The 15020-nt window shown below is 56.3% G+C and carries 14 protein-coding genes; 5 read left to right on the top strand and 9 right to left on the bottom strand.

Annotated features, from left to right (window positions below; translation table 11 throughout):
- The first annotated feature begins 54 nt into the window (after nt 1–54).
- Nucleotides 55–1266 (top strand): MFS transporter, encoded by a 1212-nt coding sequence (locus AC0YNU_RS22930; RefSeq protein ID WP_475760984.1) that lies wholly within the window; start codon nt 55–57, stop codon nt 1264–1266.
- Between the two features lie 183 nt (nt 1267–1449).
- On the opposite strand, the gene AC0YNU_RS22925 is transcribed toward AC0YNU_RS22930, so the two are convergent.
- Both AC0YNU_RS22925 and AC0YNU_RS22920 read right to left on the bottom strand, forming a co-directional pair.
- Nucleotides 1450–1647: a cold shock domain-containing protein gene (locus tag AC0YNU_RS22925; RefSeq protein ID WP_161697663.1), complete on the bottom strand. Its 198-nt coding sequence runs from the start codon at nt 1645–1647 to the stop codon at nt 1450–1452.
- A 76-nt stretch (nt 1648–1723) separates the two neighbouring features.
- Nucleotides 1724–2422 carry a methyltransferase domain-containing protein gene (locus tag AC0YNU_RS22920; RefSeq protein ID WP_475760982.1) on the bottom strand — a complete coding sequence of 233 codons (699 nt, stop codon included), beginning with the start codon at nt 2420–2422 and terminating at the stop codon, nt 1724–1726.
- Between the two features lie 219 nt (nt 2423–2641).
- Here AC0YNU_RS22920 and AC0YNU_RS22915 point away from each other — a divergent pair, with 219 nt between their 5' ends.
- From AC0YNU_RS22915 to pepF, 3 genes are all read left to right on the top strand, one after another.
- Nucleotides 2642–2875 carry a hypothetical protein gene (locus AC0YNU_RS22915; protein ID WP_475760980.1) on the top strand — a complete coding sequence of 78 codons (234 nt, stop codon included), beginning with the start codon at nt 2642–2644 and terminating at the stop codon, nt 2873–2875.
- Nucleotides 2876–2973: 98 nt separating this feature from the next.
- Complete coding sequence (locus AC0YNU_RS22910; protein WP_161697669.1) at nt 2974–3153, top strand: hypothetical protein; 180 nt, start codon at nt 2974–2976, stop codon at nt 3151–3153.
- Nucleotides 3154–3339: 186 nt separating this feature from the next.
- Nucleotides 3340–5130, top strand: a complete 1791-nt coding sequence (gene pepF, locus AC0YNU_RS22905) for an oligoendopeptidase F (protein WP_475761040.1) — start codon at nt 3340–3342, stop codon at nt 5128–5130.
- Nucleotides 5131–5236: 106 nt separating this feature from the next.
- Here pepF and ssuE read toward each other — a convergent pair whose 3' ends face one another.
- From ssuE to AC0YNU_RS22875, 6 genes are all read right to left on the bottom strand, one after another.
- Entirely contained in the window at nt 5237–5797 is a 561-nt protein-coding gene (gene ssuE / locus AC0YNU_RS22900) for an NADPH-dependent FMN reductase (protein ID WP_475760977.1), read from the bottom strand.
- Between the two features lie 169 nt (nt 5798–5966).
- Nucleotides 5967–6848 (bottom strand): ATP-binding cassette domain-containing protein, encoded by an 882-nt coding sequence (locus AC0YNU_RS22895; protein WP_475760975.1) that lies wholly within the window; start codon nt 6846–6848, stop codon nt 5967–5969.
- A gap of 3 nt (nt 6849–6851) precedes the next feature.
- Nucleotides 6852–9728, bottom strand: coding sequence for an ABC transporter permease (locus tag AC0YNU_RS22890; RefSeq protein ID WP_475760973.1), 2877 nt, complete (start codon nt 9726–9728; stop codon nt 6852–6854).
- Between the two features lie 30 nt (nt 9729–9758).
- Nucleotides 9759–10805, bottom strand: coding sequence for an efflux RND transporter periplasmic adaptor subunit (locus AC0YNU_RS22885; protein ID WP_475760971.1), 1047 nt, complete (start codon nt 10803–10805; stop codon nt 9759–9761).
- Nucleotides 10783–11508, bottom strand: coding sequence for an ABC transporter ATP-binding protein (locus AC0YNU_RS22880; protein WP_475760969.1), 726 nt, complete (start codon nt 11506–11508; stop codon nt 10783–10785). The genes AC0YNU_RS22885 and AC0YNU_RS22880 overlap by 23 nt, the downstream gene beginning before the upstream one ends.
- Before the next feature lie 392 nt (nt 11509–11900).
- On the bottom strand, nt 11901–12719 hold the full coding sequence (locus AC0YNU_RS22875; protein WP_475760967.1) for a DUF92 domain-containing protein: 819 nt from the start codon (nt 12717–12719) through the stop codon (nt 11901–11903).
- A gap of 202 nt (nt 12720–12921) precedes the next feature.
- Here AC0YNU_RS22875 and AC0YNU_RS22870 point away from each other — a divergent pair, with 202 nt between their 5' ends.
- Nucleotides 12922–14082 carry an HD domain-containing phosphohydrolase gene (locus AC0YNU_RS22870; RefSeq protein WP_475760965.1) on the top strand — a complete coding sequence of 387 codons (1161 nt, stop codon included), beginning with the start codon at nt 12922–12924 and terminating at the stop codon, nt 14080–14082.
- 201 nt (nt 14083–14283) lie between these two features.
- Here the strand turns inward: AC0YNU_RS22870 and AC0YNU_RS22865 are convergent, their stop codons facing one another.
- The gene (locus tag AC0YNU_RS22865; protein WP_475760963.1) at nt 14284–15018 is read right to left on the bottom strand and encodes a glycerophosphodiester phosphodiesterase; all 735 of its coding nucleotides are present in this window, start codon (nt 15016–15018) and stop codon (nt 14284–14286) included.
- Nucleotides 15019–15020: the final 2 nt, after the last annotated feature.

The following is a 15020-nucleotide window of genomic DNA, read 5'->3' as shown; positions in this document are numbered from 1 at the left end:
CCATATGCTATACTGGGGTACATATTTCAAGGGAAGATTTGGAGTGACATCATCGTGAATTCGTTGCAATCCCCGGCCCGGCCCGGTTCCGGGCAGCCGGCATCCGCAGCCGTGCATAATTCCACTGGCCGCGAGGTCCTTATGCTTCGCATCTTTATGTATATGGTGTATACGACGCAGGCGCTTGTCGTATCCTACTTCCCGCTCTATTTCTTGGACAAGGGCTACAGTCCCTCGCAAATCGGCGTCATCTATTCCATCGGACCGTTCATTTCGATCTTCGCCAACATCTTGTTCGGCACCGCGAGCGACAAGCTCCGGACGATCAAGAAGATCATGACCGTGCTGATGTTCGGCCAATTGGTCATGGTGTCGCTGCTGTTCTCCACGGATGCGTTCATTATCGTCTGCGTCATTATGCTGGCCTACTATTTCTTCTACACGCCCGTCAATCCGCTCAGCGACAGTCTGATCTTGTTATCGAGCCAGTACACATCGAAGCCGTATGCGCACATTCGGATCTTCGGATCACTCGGATTCGCGCTATCGGCATTCCTGATCGGCCAGCTGCTGCGGGTGACCGGAACCGACTTTACCATTACGCTTACGGTCATTTCGATCGGGATTACGCTGCTGCTGACCTTTACGCTCAGAGATTATCAAGGGGCCGCGAGCAAAATCAAGTTTTCTGGCTTCTACCAGTTGATCCGCAAGCGCAGCATCATCGTTTACTTCGCCATCATTCTCGTCGTCTCGATCTCGCACCGGATGTACGAAGGCTTCCTTGCCGTCACGATGCGCGATATGGGCGCAAGCGACTCCCTCGTCGGGGCCGCATGGCTCACGTCCGCGATCAGCGAAATTCCGGTGCTGTTCCTGCTAGGCAAATACGGACATAAATTCAAGGAGCTGCCTCTCCTCGCGATCGCAAGCCTGCTGTACGCGATTCGCTTCTGGCTGGTCAGCGAAATCACTTCGCCGGGCTGGATTATTCCCATTCAAGCGATGCACAGCGTGACCTTCGGCATCTATTTCGTGACCGCGCTGCGCTATCTGACATCCATCATTCCGGATGAATACCGTTCATCCGGCCAAGCCGTATACGCCGTCATCTGGAGCGGCTTCGCCGGCGTCATCAGCGGAACGGCAGGCGGCGCCGTCTACCAGGCATTCGGCAAACCGGCATTCTTCCGGGTCGCGATGGCGCTCGCCTTGATCGCTTCGGCATCCTTCCTGATTAAGCATTACGCCAGCCGCGACGACTAGCCAGAATTGCATCTGGCCGCAGCACGCAGTTCGCGGCACAAAGAGTTGGCCTCCCCTGAAGTTCGGCGCAAACAACCTCCTCGAAACATAAAAAACCCGGCCTGCTCGGCCGGGTCATCGTATGGGCGGCAATTCTCTATGCCATTACTCCATTATAAGAAGCTTCCTGCGGAAGCGACAATCTTACAATTTAATAACGTTGGCGGCTTGGGGTCCGCGGTTGCCTTGCGTGATGTCGAATTCAACATTTTGACCTTCGTCAAGAGACTTGAAGCCTTCGCCTTGGATCGCGGAATAGTGAACGAAAACATCTTCGCCGTTCTCCACTTGAATGAATCCGTAGCCTTTCTCTGCGTTAAACCATTTTACTGTTCCTTTCAATGTAACAACCTCCCAAAAATGAGCACCGTTAACCGGCGGCTTCCTCCATCATATGCCCATAGGGAGCGTTTCGCAATTAAAGGCCGATAAATAAACCGAGCTCCGAGCCAGGTATAAATGGCAGCTTGGACCGGTAGAAGCCCGGCGATCCGCCTAACCCGCGAATGGTCTCCAGCAGCTCATCCATATGGGCGTACGGCGTCCATTTAAGCGACATTACCGGATAGATCCGAATCGCTCCGCCCGGCCTGCAGACGCGCATCATCTCGATAACGGCGTCGCGGTGGAATGCATGATCGAATTGCTCTTCATAAAGAAATAAAAAATGACTGCAAAGCACGATGTCAAACGAATCCGTATCGAATGGAAGCTTCGGCAGGGAACCCGCCGCATAACGGCTCTCACGCACCGAAGGATCGGCGATGTGCGCCGCGAACCGTTCCAATGAGGCTTCGCGCTGCGCGCGGTGGTTCGCCAGGCTGCCGTAGTAGCTGAAATCGAATTTGTCGGTCAACTTCTCCAGCTTGGCCGTCGATGCAGCGATCTCTTCCCGCGCTTCCTTAACCAGCGTATCGACGTCGAGCTCGTATCTCGGATCCACGGCATAGGCGTCAAGTTCCTTCATGACCGCGTCGGCAGTAAATGAAGAAGCCCCTCCCGCGATATCCAGGAGCCGTCCGGTCAATTCCCTCTCCTGCAAATCGAACATGCGCATGTACTCTTCGAAGCTGCGGCATGTCACGGCAACTCCAACTTGCTCATAACGTTGAGTCATTGCTCATCTCTCCTCGTCTCGTCTCATCTCAACTTATCTGCACTCAACTTGACGCTGCCCAGCTCTTCTCGATGCCGCTCAGGCCATCCCGATATGCGGACGATCCAGCGCCTCACAATCGGGATTCCATATTTTAGCACGAGTTCCATTTGATTTCTACCCTGATTTTTGGCTATCATGGTAGGATACACAAGCTATATTTTCGAAAGGGTGGTCCTTATGTTTAAGAAAGTACAAATCTATAAAACGGACAAATACAACATGCTAACCGTGGAGGTACAAGGCAAAACGCTGATCGTGCGCGAAATCTCCGATCAATGGGGCGAGGAATGCCACACGTTCGTCAGCCGTCCGGAAATGCTGCACTGGGCCGAAAACCGCTTCCGCCTTGCGGATTATGCAGGCAAGGAAGAAGAACGCGCCGCGATCCTCGCTAATTTCCGCGAGGTTTAGCGAAAGCCTTCCTCCGAACAGGAGGAAAATGGAACTCGTTTAGCGAACATAACCGTAGGTAAACATGCATAGGTTGTGCGGAGGGGAGCTCTAGTCAGGTGGATACGACATCTACGATTATTTTCATCATCGCCGCTTTTTCGCTGGGCGGCATCATTCTCATGCAGCGAAACAACATTCCCGCAAGCCTGCGCAGAGGCATGGCCATCGCGGCCATCGTCTTCATCGCCTTTGCATTTTTCTTAGTCGTTTACAGCTTGACGACCATGGGGTCATAACGAACGCGCAGCCGGGTCACACTAAGAGGCAACTTCTGTCAAAGGAGCGTGACCTCCGGCATGAAATGGCTGCCGATCGTTCTATCGTTCTCGCTGCTGCAAGGCAGCGCGGACCGCTTGCTTCCGCAAGCGACCCATGCCGCACTATCCGATTCACCATCCAAAACCGAGGCGAGGAGGGTTCCTATGAACCACGTACCGAAACGATCCGAAAGCGCACCCGAATACCGCTGGAAGCTCGAGGACTTATTTGCGGATCAATCCGCATGGGACAAGGAATACGCGCAGGCCAAAGAGCAAATGAAGGGCGTCGAGGCCTACCAGGGAAAGCTGGCCGATCCGGCTCAATTGAAAACCTGCTTCCAGCTCGAAGACGATCTGTCGCTCAAAATCGAACGCCTCTACGTATATGCCAACATGAAGCATCATGAGGATACGGCCGAGCCTAGCTTCCAAGCACTGTCCGAGAAGTCCAAAAAGCTGAGCGTAGAAACCGGCGAAGCACTCTCCTTCATAACCCCCGAGGTGCTTAGTCTGTCCGACGAAGCGCTGAACGCGTTGATCGAAAATCCGGACCTCGCGAAATACAAGCAAACGCTGGAAGAAATGCGCCGTCAAAAAGCGCATGTGCTCTCCAAATCGGAAGAAGCGCTGCTCGCGCAGGTCGGCAATATCAGCCAGGCGCCGAGTACGATTTTCAGCATGCTGAACAACGCCGACCTCAAGTTCCCGAAGGTGAAAGACGAGAACGGCGAAGAAGTCGAGCTGACCCAAGGCCGCTACATACAGTTTCTCGAAAGCAAAAACCGCGAAGTGCGCGAAGCCGCGTTCAAAGCGATGTACGACACGTACGGCAAGCTGAAGAACACGATCGCCACGACGCTGAGCGCCAACGTGACGAAGAACATTTTCTATTCCCGTGCCCGCAAATACCCGTCCGCCCTCGAAATGTCCCTCTACGGGGATAACATTCCGAAGGAAGTCTATACGAACCTGATCGGCGCCATTCATAAGCATCTGCCTCTGATGCACCGTTACATGGAGCTGCGCAAGAAGCTGCTGAAGGTCGACGAGCTTCATATGTACGACCTGTTCGCTCCGCTGGTGGATGAGTTCAAGATGGATATCACTTACGAGCAGGCCAAAGAAACGGTCAAAGCGAGCTTGAAGCCGCTTGGCGAAGATTACCTGAACGTACTGCAGGACGGCTTCGACCACAGCTGGATCGACGTCTACGAGAACGAAGGCAAACGCAACGGCGCTTACAGCTGGGGCGCTTACGGCACGCATCCATACGTGCTGCTGAACCATAAGGACAACCTGAACAGCATGTTCACGTTGACGCACGAGATGGGCCATGCGCTGCACTCGTACTACTCCGACGGCAACCAGGATTACCGTGACGCGCAATACACGATCTTCCTGGCCGAGGTTGCTTCGACGCTGAACGAAGCGCTTCTCATGGATTACATGCTGAAGAAATCGACCGATCCGAAGGAAAAAATGTACCTGCTTACGTACTACGCCGACCAATTCCGCACGACGGTGTTCCGTCAAACGATGTTCGCGGAGTTCGAGAAGCTCATCCACGAGCGCGCGGAGGAAGGCGATTCCTTGACGCCGCAGGATCTTAGCAAAATCTACTATGATCTCAACAAGCTCTACTATGGCGATGGCATGGTCATCGACAAAGACATCGAAATGGAATGGGCGCGCATTCCGCATTTCTATACGAGCTTCTACGTCTTCAAATACGCGACGGGCTTCTCCGCGGCGACCAGCTTCTCCAAGCAAATTTTGGAGGAAGGCGCTCCGGCGGTCGAGCGTTATCTCGGCTTCCTGAAGAGCGGCGGAAGCGATTATTCCATCAACATCCTCAAAAAAGCCGGCGTCGACATGTCCTCGCCGGAGCCGATCGAAGAAGCGATGAGCGTCTTCGAAAGCTTGATCGAACAAATGGAGCAGCTGACGAAATAGCCGGCTTGCATCCAAACGAAAAAAGCAGCGGAATGCCGGAGAAGTCCGGAACCGCTGCTTTTTCTTATGTTGGCGGCGCATCGCCGTTCGCGCTGCCGAAGGAAGTTTACGCGTTCGGGACGATGGACGGCTGCTTGAGCAGCAGCGTCGTTTCCGCGAAAGAAGCGATCGCCGCGTTCAAGCGCTGGGCCAACTCTTCTTCGATGATGAAGGAACCGTCATCGGTCTTGAGAATTTGCGAGTCTACCGCATAGACGCCCGTCTCCACATGCTTCACGTAAAGCGCGGACAGCAGCGGCTTCAGCGAGAAATCGATGGCGAGCAGATGCGCGATCGTTCCGCCGATAAAGAGCGGCAGCACGATTTTGCCGGCCAGTCCTTTTTGCGGCAGCAAATCAAGGAACGTCTTGAGCACGCCTGTGTACGAGGCTTTATAGACGGGGCTCGCGACGATGACCGCGTCGGCTTCCGCAACCAGACGGCTCGCTTCGGCGATGGCCGGGCTGTCGTATCGGGCCTTGATCAAGTCTTCCGCAGGCAGGGACGCCACATGCAAGTGGACGATGTCCCAACCGAGCGAGCTGAGCTTCTCTTCCGCGTAAAACAGAATACCGTTCAAACGGGATACCGGATTCGGGCTTCCGTTAATAATAATGACTTTCGGCATCTAGCAATTCCCCCTTATCAATTCCATGAATAACTTCATTATATAACCATTATTCCCATACGTAAACTATGAATTAACAGATACATGCATGAACGGCGAAAAGAAAGACCGCTTTCTTCGCGAAAGCGGTCTGAGGTTACCGATCGGATGATGCTTCGGCGTGCTGCGGTCAAGATTCCGGCGGATAAATGATGATCCTGCCGTCTTCTTTCTCGACGCGCACTTTGTTCTTCTCCTTGAATTCTTCGGCCTGCAGGTACGTGGACGGAATTTGCAGCCGGCCCGACTTATCGATGACGGCATATTCCACATGGCTCTCTTCGGCCGCTGCAGCATCGCCGTTCTCAAGCGCTGCAAGCTCCTCCGCATACGACTGGCGCCGAATAATCTCCGAGGACGTCTTGCCGTCGCGGATCGCCACGACGCGGTCCACCTTCCTCGCCAGCAGCGGATCATGCGTTACGATGACGATCGTAATGCCGATACTGCGGTTCAGCTCGCGGAACAAATCCAAGATTTGATTCGACATCTTCGTATCCAGCGAGCCTGTCGGCTCGTCGGCAAGCAGCAGCTTCGGTTCGTTCGACAGCGCGATGGCGATGGCTACGCGCTGCTGCTCCCCGCCGGAGAGCTCGCTCAGCCGGTTCTTGATCCGGTGGCTCAGACCGACGGCGTCGAGCAGCTCGAGCGCCCGCATCCTTTTGCTGCGGCCTCTCAGCAGGAGCGGCAGCTCCACGTTCTCAAGAGCCGTCAAGTACGGAATCAGGTTACGAGCGTTGTTCTGCCATACGAAGCCGACGGTTTCGCGTTTGTACTTGACCAAGTCGCGCTCCGTGAATTTCAGCAGATCCTTCTCATCTACGAGCAGCTTGCCCGCGGACGGTCGATCCAGTCCCCCGAGCATGTTCAGCAGCGTCGATTTGCCGCTGCCGCTGTTGCCGATGATCGCCATCAGCTCGCCTGCTTCCACGTGCAGGTCCAGCCCTTGCAGCGCGACGACCTCCAGGTCGTCGGTCTTATAAATTTTTACAAGCCCGTCGCAATGGATCATCGTTTATTCCTCCCCTAGCTTCAGCGCCTGCGTAATCTTCATGCGCGAAACCCGGATACCGAGTACGGCAAGGCCGATCGCCAGCATGAAGCCGACGACGCTGTACAGCTGCACGTAATCACTGAGCTGACGGACGATCGAGAACGGCGGTACTTGGTCCGATGCGTTGAACGACAGCTGGAACAGCGGCACGAACAGACTGCTTACGGTGTTGCCGATTACGACGCCGAAGAGAATGGCCGCCGCCGAGGTCAGCAGCTGCTCGCTTAGCAGCATGCCGATGATTTGCCTGAACGAGATGCCCATCGCCCTAAGAATGCCGAACTGCAGCGTTCTGCTGGACAGGGTAAGCACCCAGAATAATAGGAATCCGAAGAAACTGATCAACATGGAGATCACGAAGCCCAGCGTCATGACCCCGTTAATGGCCAACCGGAACGGATCGTTCTTCGAGCGGATCAACAGCTGATTGGCGTCGACGAGCTTCTCGATCGGAATTTCCTTCTTGATCAGATCGTCGTAAATCACTTTGCTGCCTACTCCGTCCTTCAGCTTGATCCATACCTCGTACGGTTCAAGCGCCAGATGGTTCTGAATGTACGGGAGTTGACCGACGATGAGATTCGGCAGACGAACGTTCGGATCGTCCTCGTTGCCCGTCATCGGGAGCGGGCTCCAGCCCGGCCAATAATCGACGATGCCGTATACGATGAAGTCGGCGCTGTCCAGTCCCTCCCACTTCGCAGAGATCGTATCGCCGGTCTTGACATTGAATTGTTTGGCCATGGAACGCGATACGAGTACCGCTTTCGGGTTCGAGGCGAGCAAATTCAAATAGCTGTTGAGCGGATATTGCAGCAGGCCGCCGCGCATCCATGCCACTTTGCCGAAGTCATACGTGTCGATCCCGTACAGGGTGGCCGCGCCGTTTTGCCCGCCGGCAGCGAAGCTGGCATCATCCTTCCGGAACACGCGCGCGGCGGAATCCACGCCTTCAAGCCCGGTCATCGTGATGAAGGAAGGCTCCGTGTAGGTGACGACCTTCGGTGCCGCCACTGCCGCATCTCCTTCCGGAGCCGAGCTTTGAGGCGCACCCGGAGGCGGCGGAGGCGGCTTGTCATTGTCCCAGTGCACGGACAGCTGAATATCGGAGCCGGTCGTATACTGGATCCGGTCTTCCATGTTCCCGTTAATGGTCCTCGCGGCATTCGCGCTGAACAAGCCGGTCGCGATCGTCATGATTAGAAACACTTTAATGGTCAAGTACTGCGACGAAGAACGGCTGATTTGGAGCAGCGTGGAGTATAGCGCCGGCGTCCACCATTTGCGGCCGATCCAAAATATCAATTTGATGAACCATGGATATATCCGAAGGATGAACAGTCCCGCCCCCAGCGAGAAAATCGCCGGCATGAAGAACATAAGCGGATCCACTTGAATCGAAGTCGGATCAAGCGCAAGCTTCTTCAAGTCGGTGAGCTGGTTGTTGAAGCGGTACAGCATATAAATCGAGATGCCCATCAAGATGAAATCGGCGCCGATCTTATGCCAGAATGACAGCTTGGTCATCCGTGCCATCCGCTGCTTATGCCCGACGATCGTTACCTTCGTCGCCAGGAACGCCGGGATCAGAATCAGCACGATGGAGCCCGCGACCGCAGCGGCTGCGATCCGGTAGGCCAAGCTGTTCAAAGCGACATCCAGCGAGGCCCGCTGAACGAATTCCAAGAATCCGCTGGAGGCGCCGAGCAGCTTCGTAAAGTACACCCCGATGAAGGGACCTGCCGCCAGTGCCAGCGCGCCGAGCATCACGCTCTCGATCAGGAAGACGGACATGATTTGCATGCGGCTGGCGCCGCGGCTGCGAAGCACCGAAATTTCCGTCTTCTGCCGATCGATAATGAGATTGGCCGCCATGTACAGATAGAAGGCAAGCATGAACATGACCGGCGAATACAGCGACCACAGCATGAGATTCAGCTTGTCTTTCTTCTCCGTGTACGTCGCAATCGGATTCTTGGCCGGCATCTCGACGTTGCCGATTCCGATGCGCGTGTTGAAATAAGTCGTCATCGCCTTGAATTGCGCCAAGTACGTATCGATATCGTCGATATTCATTTGTTCGTAATCAAGGGAATATTGCCACGCCAGAACCGAGAGCTTCAACGGTCCTTGTTTGTCGACAAAATCGCGATTAAACTGGTCGAACGGAATAAAGAAAGACGAATTGCTCGCGTCCACGTTGTATTGATCGTAGGCGCTCGTCTGCTTGCTTTCCACGATGCCGACCGGAATGATTCGGATCTTATCGCCCGTATCCTTGTTGGTGTACAGAAGCTCTTTGCCGAGATCGCGCTTCAAATCAATGATGAACTTCTGCGTGACAAGCGCTTCATACACGCCGTCGCTGCGCTTCGGATCAGGCAGGCGTCCGTCGATGACCTTGACGCGCTTATCAAGTTCGGAAACGGTACGAAAGCTTCCGGACACGGTCATTTCCCGCTTCTCTTGATCCGATGCGTCCGCAGGCAGCACTCTGAACGACTGGGTACTGCGCGAGATGATGAAAGACTGCGAATCCAAGCCCAGCCTATGCGGAGCCTCCTGCATATAGCGTTCTGCCTTCTGGATCAGCGCATGCGTCGTCTCGAACGATCGACCGCCGGAGACGGATGTCGTAGCCCTCAACAGGCCGGGATAAACATTTTGATCCTTCTGCAGCTGCTGCAGCTCTTTGAACAAGGTCCGCTGCAAAATCGCATGCGAGTAAAGCGGCATGGAGCTGAAGAGCGCCACGCATATCGTAAGCCCCAGCCAGAGATTGAGCTGAAGCCAGCGGTTTTTCGCCATTTTCCGAAAAATCATCGTTATGATTGCCATTGTTCCACCTCTTCCCACCTGTCGCCGGGATTAGTTATTCAGAATTACTTTCATGCCTTCTTCTAATCCCTTCACGATCTCGACGTCCGTCTGCGTCATGACGCCCGGCTCGACATCGACTTCCTTGCGGCGGTCTCCGTCGGCCACCTGCACGTAGGTGCGTCCCAAGTACGTGCGCAGTCCGCTGCGCGGAATGACGACGACTCCGGCCTTCTTCTCCAGTCCGATGCGGATATCGACGGATTTGCCGATTTCAAGCTTAACGGACGGGTCCGTGACCCCGACATACAGCATCTTCGTATTGCGATCGTCGATATCCTTGTTGCCGGTAAGCGGAGCATCCATCGGTCCCTGCAGCACTTTGCCGGCTATTTTCTTATCATCGAGCGTAATTTCGACCGGCATTTCCCGCTCGATCCCAGAAATTTTCTTCGCATCGTCTGCGGAATAAATAAGGTAGGTCTGCTTCGGATCGGCAATGGCCACAAGCGGCGTGTACCCGTTAATGCCGTCGCCGGACATTTTGGTATCCGCGTACGAGATCACGCCGTCGATCGGCGCGGTCAGCTTCGCGGAGTCCAGCTGCTGCTGCATGGAATCCAGCGTAATCTGCTCGCGCTCGACATCGATTTGCTTCATGCGCAGATCGGTTCCCGTCGCCCCGTCGCGCCGCGCGCTGTTCAAGGCAAGCTGTGCGCGCTCCAAATTCAGCTTCTCCAGCTTCACTCTCAGATCCAGATCTCCCCGGTCGAGCTCGGCGATCAGCTGTCCTGCTTTGACCTCATCCCCTTGCGTGACGTAAAGCTCCTTCAGCCTGCCGCTTTCTTTATAAAATAACGGTACCGTATGGCTGGAAGCGACAGCGGCCGTGCCGGAAAAATAACGCTCGATCGTGCCTTTCTTCACTTCGACGGCATCGACTTTCTCCTCCGCCGGCTTGATAAGCGGCGGCTGCAGCGTCTTCTCCGTGGTCGGCAGGAGCGAACAACCGGAAAGCATAGTTGCGGCAAGTATCACGGCAGCGGCTTCCTTGGCGCGGCGCTTCAGGCGGCGTTTAGACGTTTGGCTCAGCGACAATCTCTCCATCCTCCAATGCAATAACATGGTCTACGATTTCCATAATGCCGGGGTCATGCGTCGTCATGACGATCGTCATGCCTAAATTTTCAACGAGATCGCGAAACACTTTAATCACCTGCAGCCCCATTCGGCTGTCCAGCTCTGCCGTAGGCTCGTCCGCGAGCAGCAATGCGGGACGGTGCGCAATCGCCCTCGCGATCGCGACGCGCTGCTGCTCGCCGCCGGACAGCTCCGGCGGGCGATGCTTCATCCGCGACTTCATCCCTACCCATTCCAGCGCCTGCTCCGCCCGCTCCTTATGCAGTGCAGGATTGCTGCCAGCAATGCGCAGCCCGAACTCCACGTTCTCGTAAGCCGACATGAGCGGAATTAAGCCGAACGCCTGGAAAACGAGTCCCAGATGGGTCCTCCTCCACGTGCTCCGCTGTTTCTCCGGCAGCTCCGAGATGACCCGTCCGTCATAATAAACTTGGCCTTCCGTCGGCTGGTCCAGCGCCGCAAGCAAGTTAAGCAGCGTCGTCTTTCCGGAACCCGAACGCCCTTTGAGCGCGATCATGGAGCCTCGACGAATGCTGAGATCGATATTTTTGACAGCGGTTACAGCATTGTCACCACGACCGAACACCTTCTTGACGTTCACCGCTTGCAGCAAGACTTCCGCAATCGGCGTTTCCGCCGCTACGATTGACACGTTGGTCATTCCCCTTCCGCAGCCATGAATTCGCTTACATGAATCCATTTGATATGTAAATTTTTTACTATAAAAGTAAGGATACCCGTGGTACATCCCCCTGTCAACCTGCATCCCTATTCATTTACAGGGGTAAAAGCATGTTTTTGAAATGGCGCAGCCGATGCACGCGGCTGCTATTGTTTAGGAATGTATTTTTTTATGCGCCTTTGGCACGGCCTTGGGGCCGGGGTTGTCGGCATAGGCGCCGTTATGCGGCCTTGGCGGCTGGGGTTGCCGACAGAGGCCATGGCGGCCCGGGATGGCGTTGGGACGCCTTTGAGGGCCTTGACGGTCGGATAGGCGCCTGTGCGCCGCTGGCGCGGCCCTTCGTGGCCAGGGCCGGGCATGCAGCCCGCGCCTTAGGAGAAGGCGCAGCCGAGTCCCCACGCCAGCAAGCCGGCGACGGCCGACGACGCGAGATTGACCGCGTCGTTCGTCATGCCGGCGCAGCCGCGGATCCGTACGGCTGCGGCGCCGCAATGCGCGGCGCGCTCCGTCTCGCTGCCGCATTGGCGGCAGCGGTACATTGCCTGCACGGTCGCGCCGAGCAAGGAATCGGCGAAAGCGCCGGCCGTGCCGGCTATGGCCGCGGCGGCGAGCAGCATGCCCGGCCCGGCGCCGGCTTCAGCCGGCGAGAGCGCGGCGGCACACGCGCCGATGAAGGCGGCGCCTGCAAGGGCAGCGGCGCTGCCGAGCAGCGTAACGCCGCCGCTCGCGCCGGCCGCGACGCGCCGGCCGGTCAGCAGCGAGCGAGGCGTCCGGCGGCTCAGCGCGCCGATTTCCGTCGCCCATGTATCCGCGTTGACGGCTGCCATAACGCCAACGAAGGCATACATCCAGTCGTCAGCCGGCCAGATCGCATGGCCAGCGCATAGAACCAGCCCCAATCCGCCGTTGGCCCACACCTGCATGGCGTCGCGTCTGCCGGTCTTAGCATAGTTCGCTTCGGCTGCGGCCTTCTTCGCATGCCTTCGTTTCCATTTGGACCAGAGCGTGGAAGACAGGAAGAACGCGAGCAGCGTAACGAGCCAAAACGGGCCGCCAAGCATGGCATAACCGGCGCCCATGACCGCGGCTGACCAAGCGCCGGACCCAGACAACGAGCGAAGCCGGTATGCGGCAGCCGCGATCAGCATGCCTCCCAGCAAACTGGCCGACAGCTTAATCCACTCATCCATCTGCATTTGCCTCTTTCTCTTCTAAGAAGATTATTCCATTTTCGCATTGTCGTTCACTCGACAATATTTGTCGAATTTTGTCTATTAACAAAGCAACAAGCAGGATTTTCGCCGTTTATGTTGAAGTATAGCTCGAATCGTATTCAGCTGCACGGCGGAATGTTCATTGGCCGCCTTCGCATTAAGGAGTGTCGCCTTCCCAATGTTCGAACCAAGCCGTCTCCGCGCTGCCGCTCCCGACGCTCAGCTTGAGCGAACGCCGGAAGAGCTGCTTCGCATCATATTTGATTATACCGCGAAAATAAGCGGTGAGCGCAGTTTAAAAAAAGTACTGCTCCTCATGGCGGACATGGGCCGCGAAATGATTCGCGCCGACCGCTGCACGGTCTGGCTGATCGATCGGGCCAAACAAGAGCTCTTCACGACGATCGCCCACGGCGTGAGCGAGATTCGCATCCCGCTCGGCTCCGGCTTCGCCGGCCATTCCATCGCGACGGGTGAAAGCCTCCTGATCGACGATGCTTACGCGGATCCCCGCCATAACGCGGAGAGCGATCAGCGGACTGGCTATCGGACGCAAGCCGTCATCACCGTGCCTTTCCTGGGCAACGACGGGACAATGATCGGTGCCTACCAAGCGATCAACAAGCTGACGCCGCAAGCCGTCTTCACGCAGCGGGACCTGGAGCAGCTCAAGCTGGCCGCGGCGTACGCCGGCAAATCGCTGGAGTCCGTCATCCTGCACGAAGAAATCGAATCCACGCAGCGCGAAATCATTTATACGATGGGACAGATCGGAGAGAGCCGCTCCAAGGAAACCGGCAACCACGTCAAGCGGGTCGCGGAATATTCGGCCATCCTCGCGCGCGGCCTTGGCCTGCCTGCCGAAGAAGCGGAGCTGCTCCGCGTGGTGTCTCCCATGCACGACATCGGCAAGGTGGCGGTCCCGGATGCCGTTCTGCTAAAGCCGGGCAAGCTCACTCCGGAAGAGTTCGACCAGATGAAGCTGCATACCGAAGTTGGCTACAACCTGCTCAAATCCTCCGGCCGCGAGCTGCTCCAAACAGCGGCAATCGTTGCGCACCAGCATCACGAGAAGTGGAACGGAACCGGCTATCCGCAAGGGCTGAAGGGAGAAGAAATCCATCTCTACGGCCGCATTACCGCGGTTGCCGACGTATTCGACGCGCTCGGCAGCGACCGGATCTACAAGAAAGCCTGGGACCTGGAACGGATTTTGGCGCTAATTCAGGAGGAACGCGGCCGTCATTTCGATCCCCGCATCGTCGATGCTTTCATGGAGCAGCTTCCCGCGCTGCTCGACATCCGCGAACGCTTCCGGGACGAGCTACCCGCAACGTAATACCAGCATTTGGTCCAGCAAATAGAAAACGCAGTACCAGCAAATATAACAAGAAGACGCATAACGACGGGCTTACCCGCGCTATGCGTCTTCTTGTTATGCGGACGCCGCAAAGGCGTACTAACTTGGACTGGTTCTGCACTAATTCTGCACTAATTCTGCACTAGTTCTGCACTAGCTCTGCACTAGCTCAGCCACCAACTACGACCCCGGCTGCATCGCATCTTGAAACCGATTCGGGTAATTCGTGCAGATCATAAGCGCGCTGCCAAGCCGCGCCAGCCGCTTGATCATCGCCGCATCGTTCACCGTCCATGCCATGACGTCCACGTTGGCCTTGTGCATATCCGCAAGCAGCGTATCGGAAACGCGCGTGTAGCCGATCGAGAGGAACGAAGCATCCAATTGCTTCAGCTCCTCCCCGAGCGTCCAAGGCAAGGCGTCAATGATGAGTCCCGTCCGTACATCGGGCGTCAGCTCTCGGACCTGACGAAGCGCCTCCCGGTCGAAGGACGTAATGACCGAATCATGCTGCAGTCCTTTGCGATAAAGAAGCTCGACGACCTTGCGTTCCATCCCTGGATAACGGCCCCCATATGTTTTCAGCTCGATATTGAGCCTGCAGCGGCCGATCGTTGCATCCAGCACCTGCTCGAGCGTCGGAATCCCCTCGCCGGCGAATGACTTGTCGAACCAGCCTCCCGCATCCATCCGGCCTAATTCTTCCGCCGTATAGTCGCTGACTTTCCCAGCCGTCCTTGCGGTGCGTTTCAGCATATCGTCATGAATGACGACGGGAATGCCGTCCTTGGACAGCTGAACGTCAAGCTCGATCCATTGCACGAACGGATAGGCAAGCGCCGCCTGGAAGGCGGCCATCGTGTTCTCCGGCGCCAAGCCGGAGGCGCCGCGGTGGGCAACACATGGATTGATCATTC

The sequence above is a fragment of the Paenibacillus sp. J31P316 genome (assembly GCF_056269105.1).
This window is presented reverse-complemented; position numbering and strand designations above follow the sequence as displayed.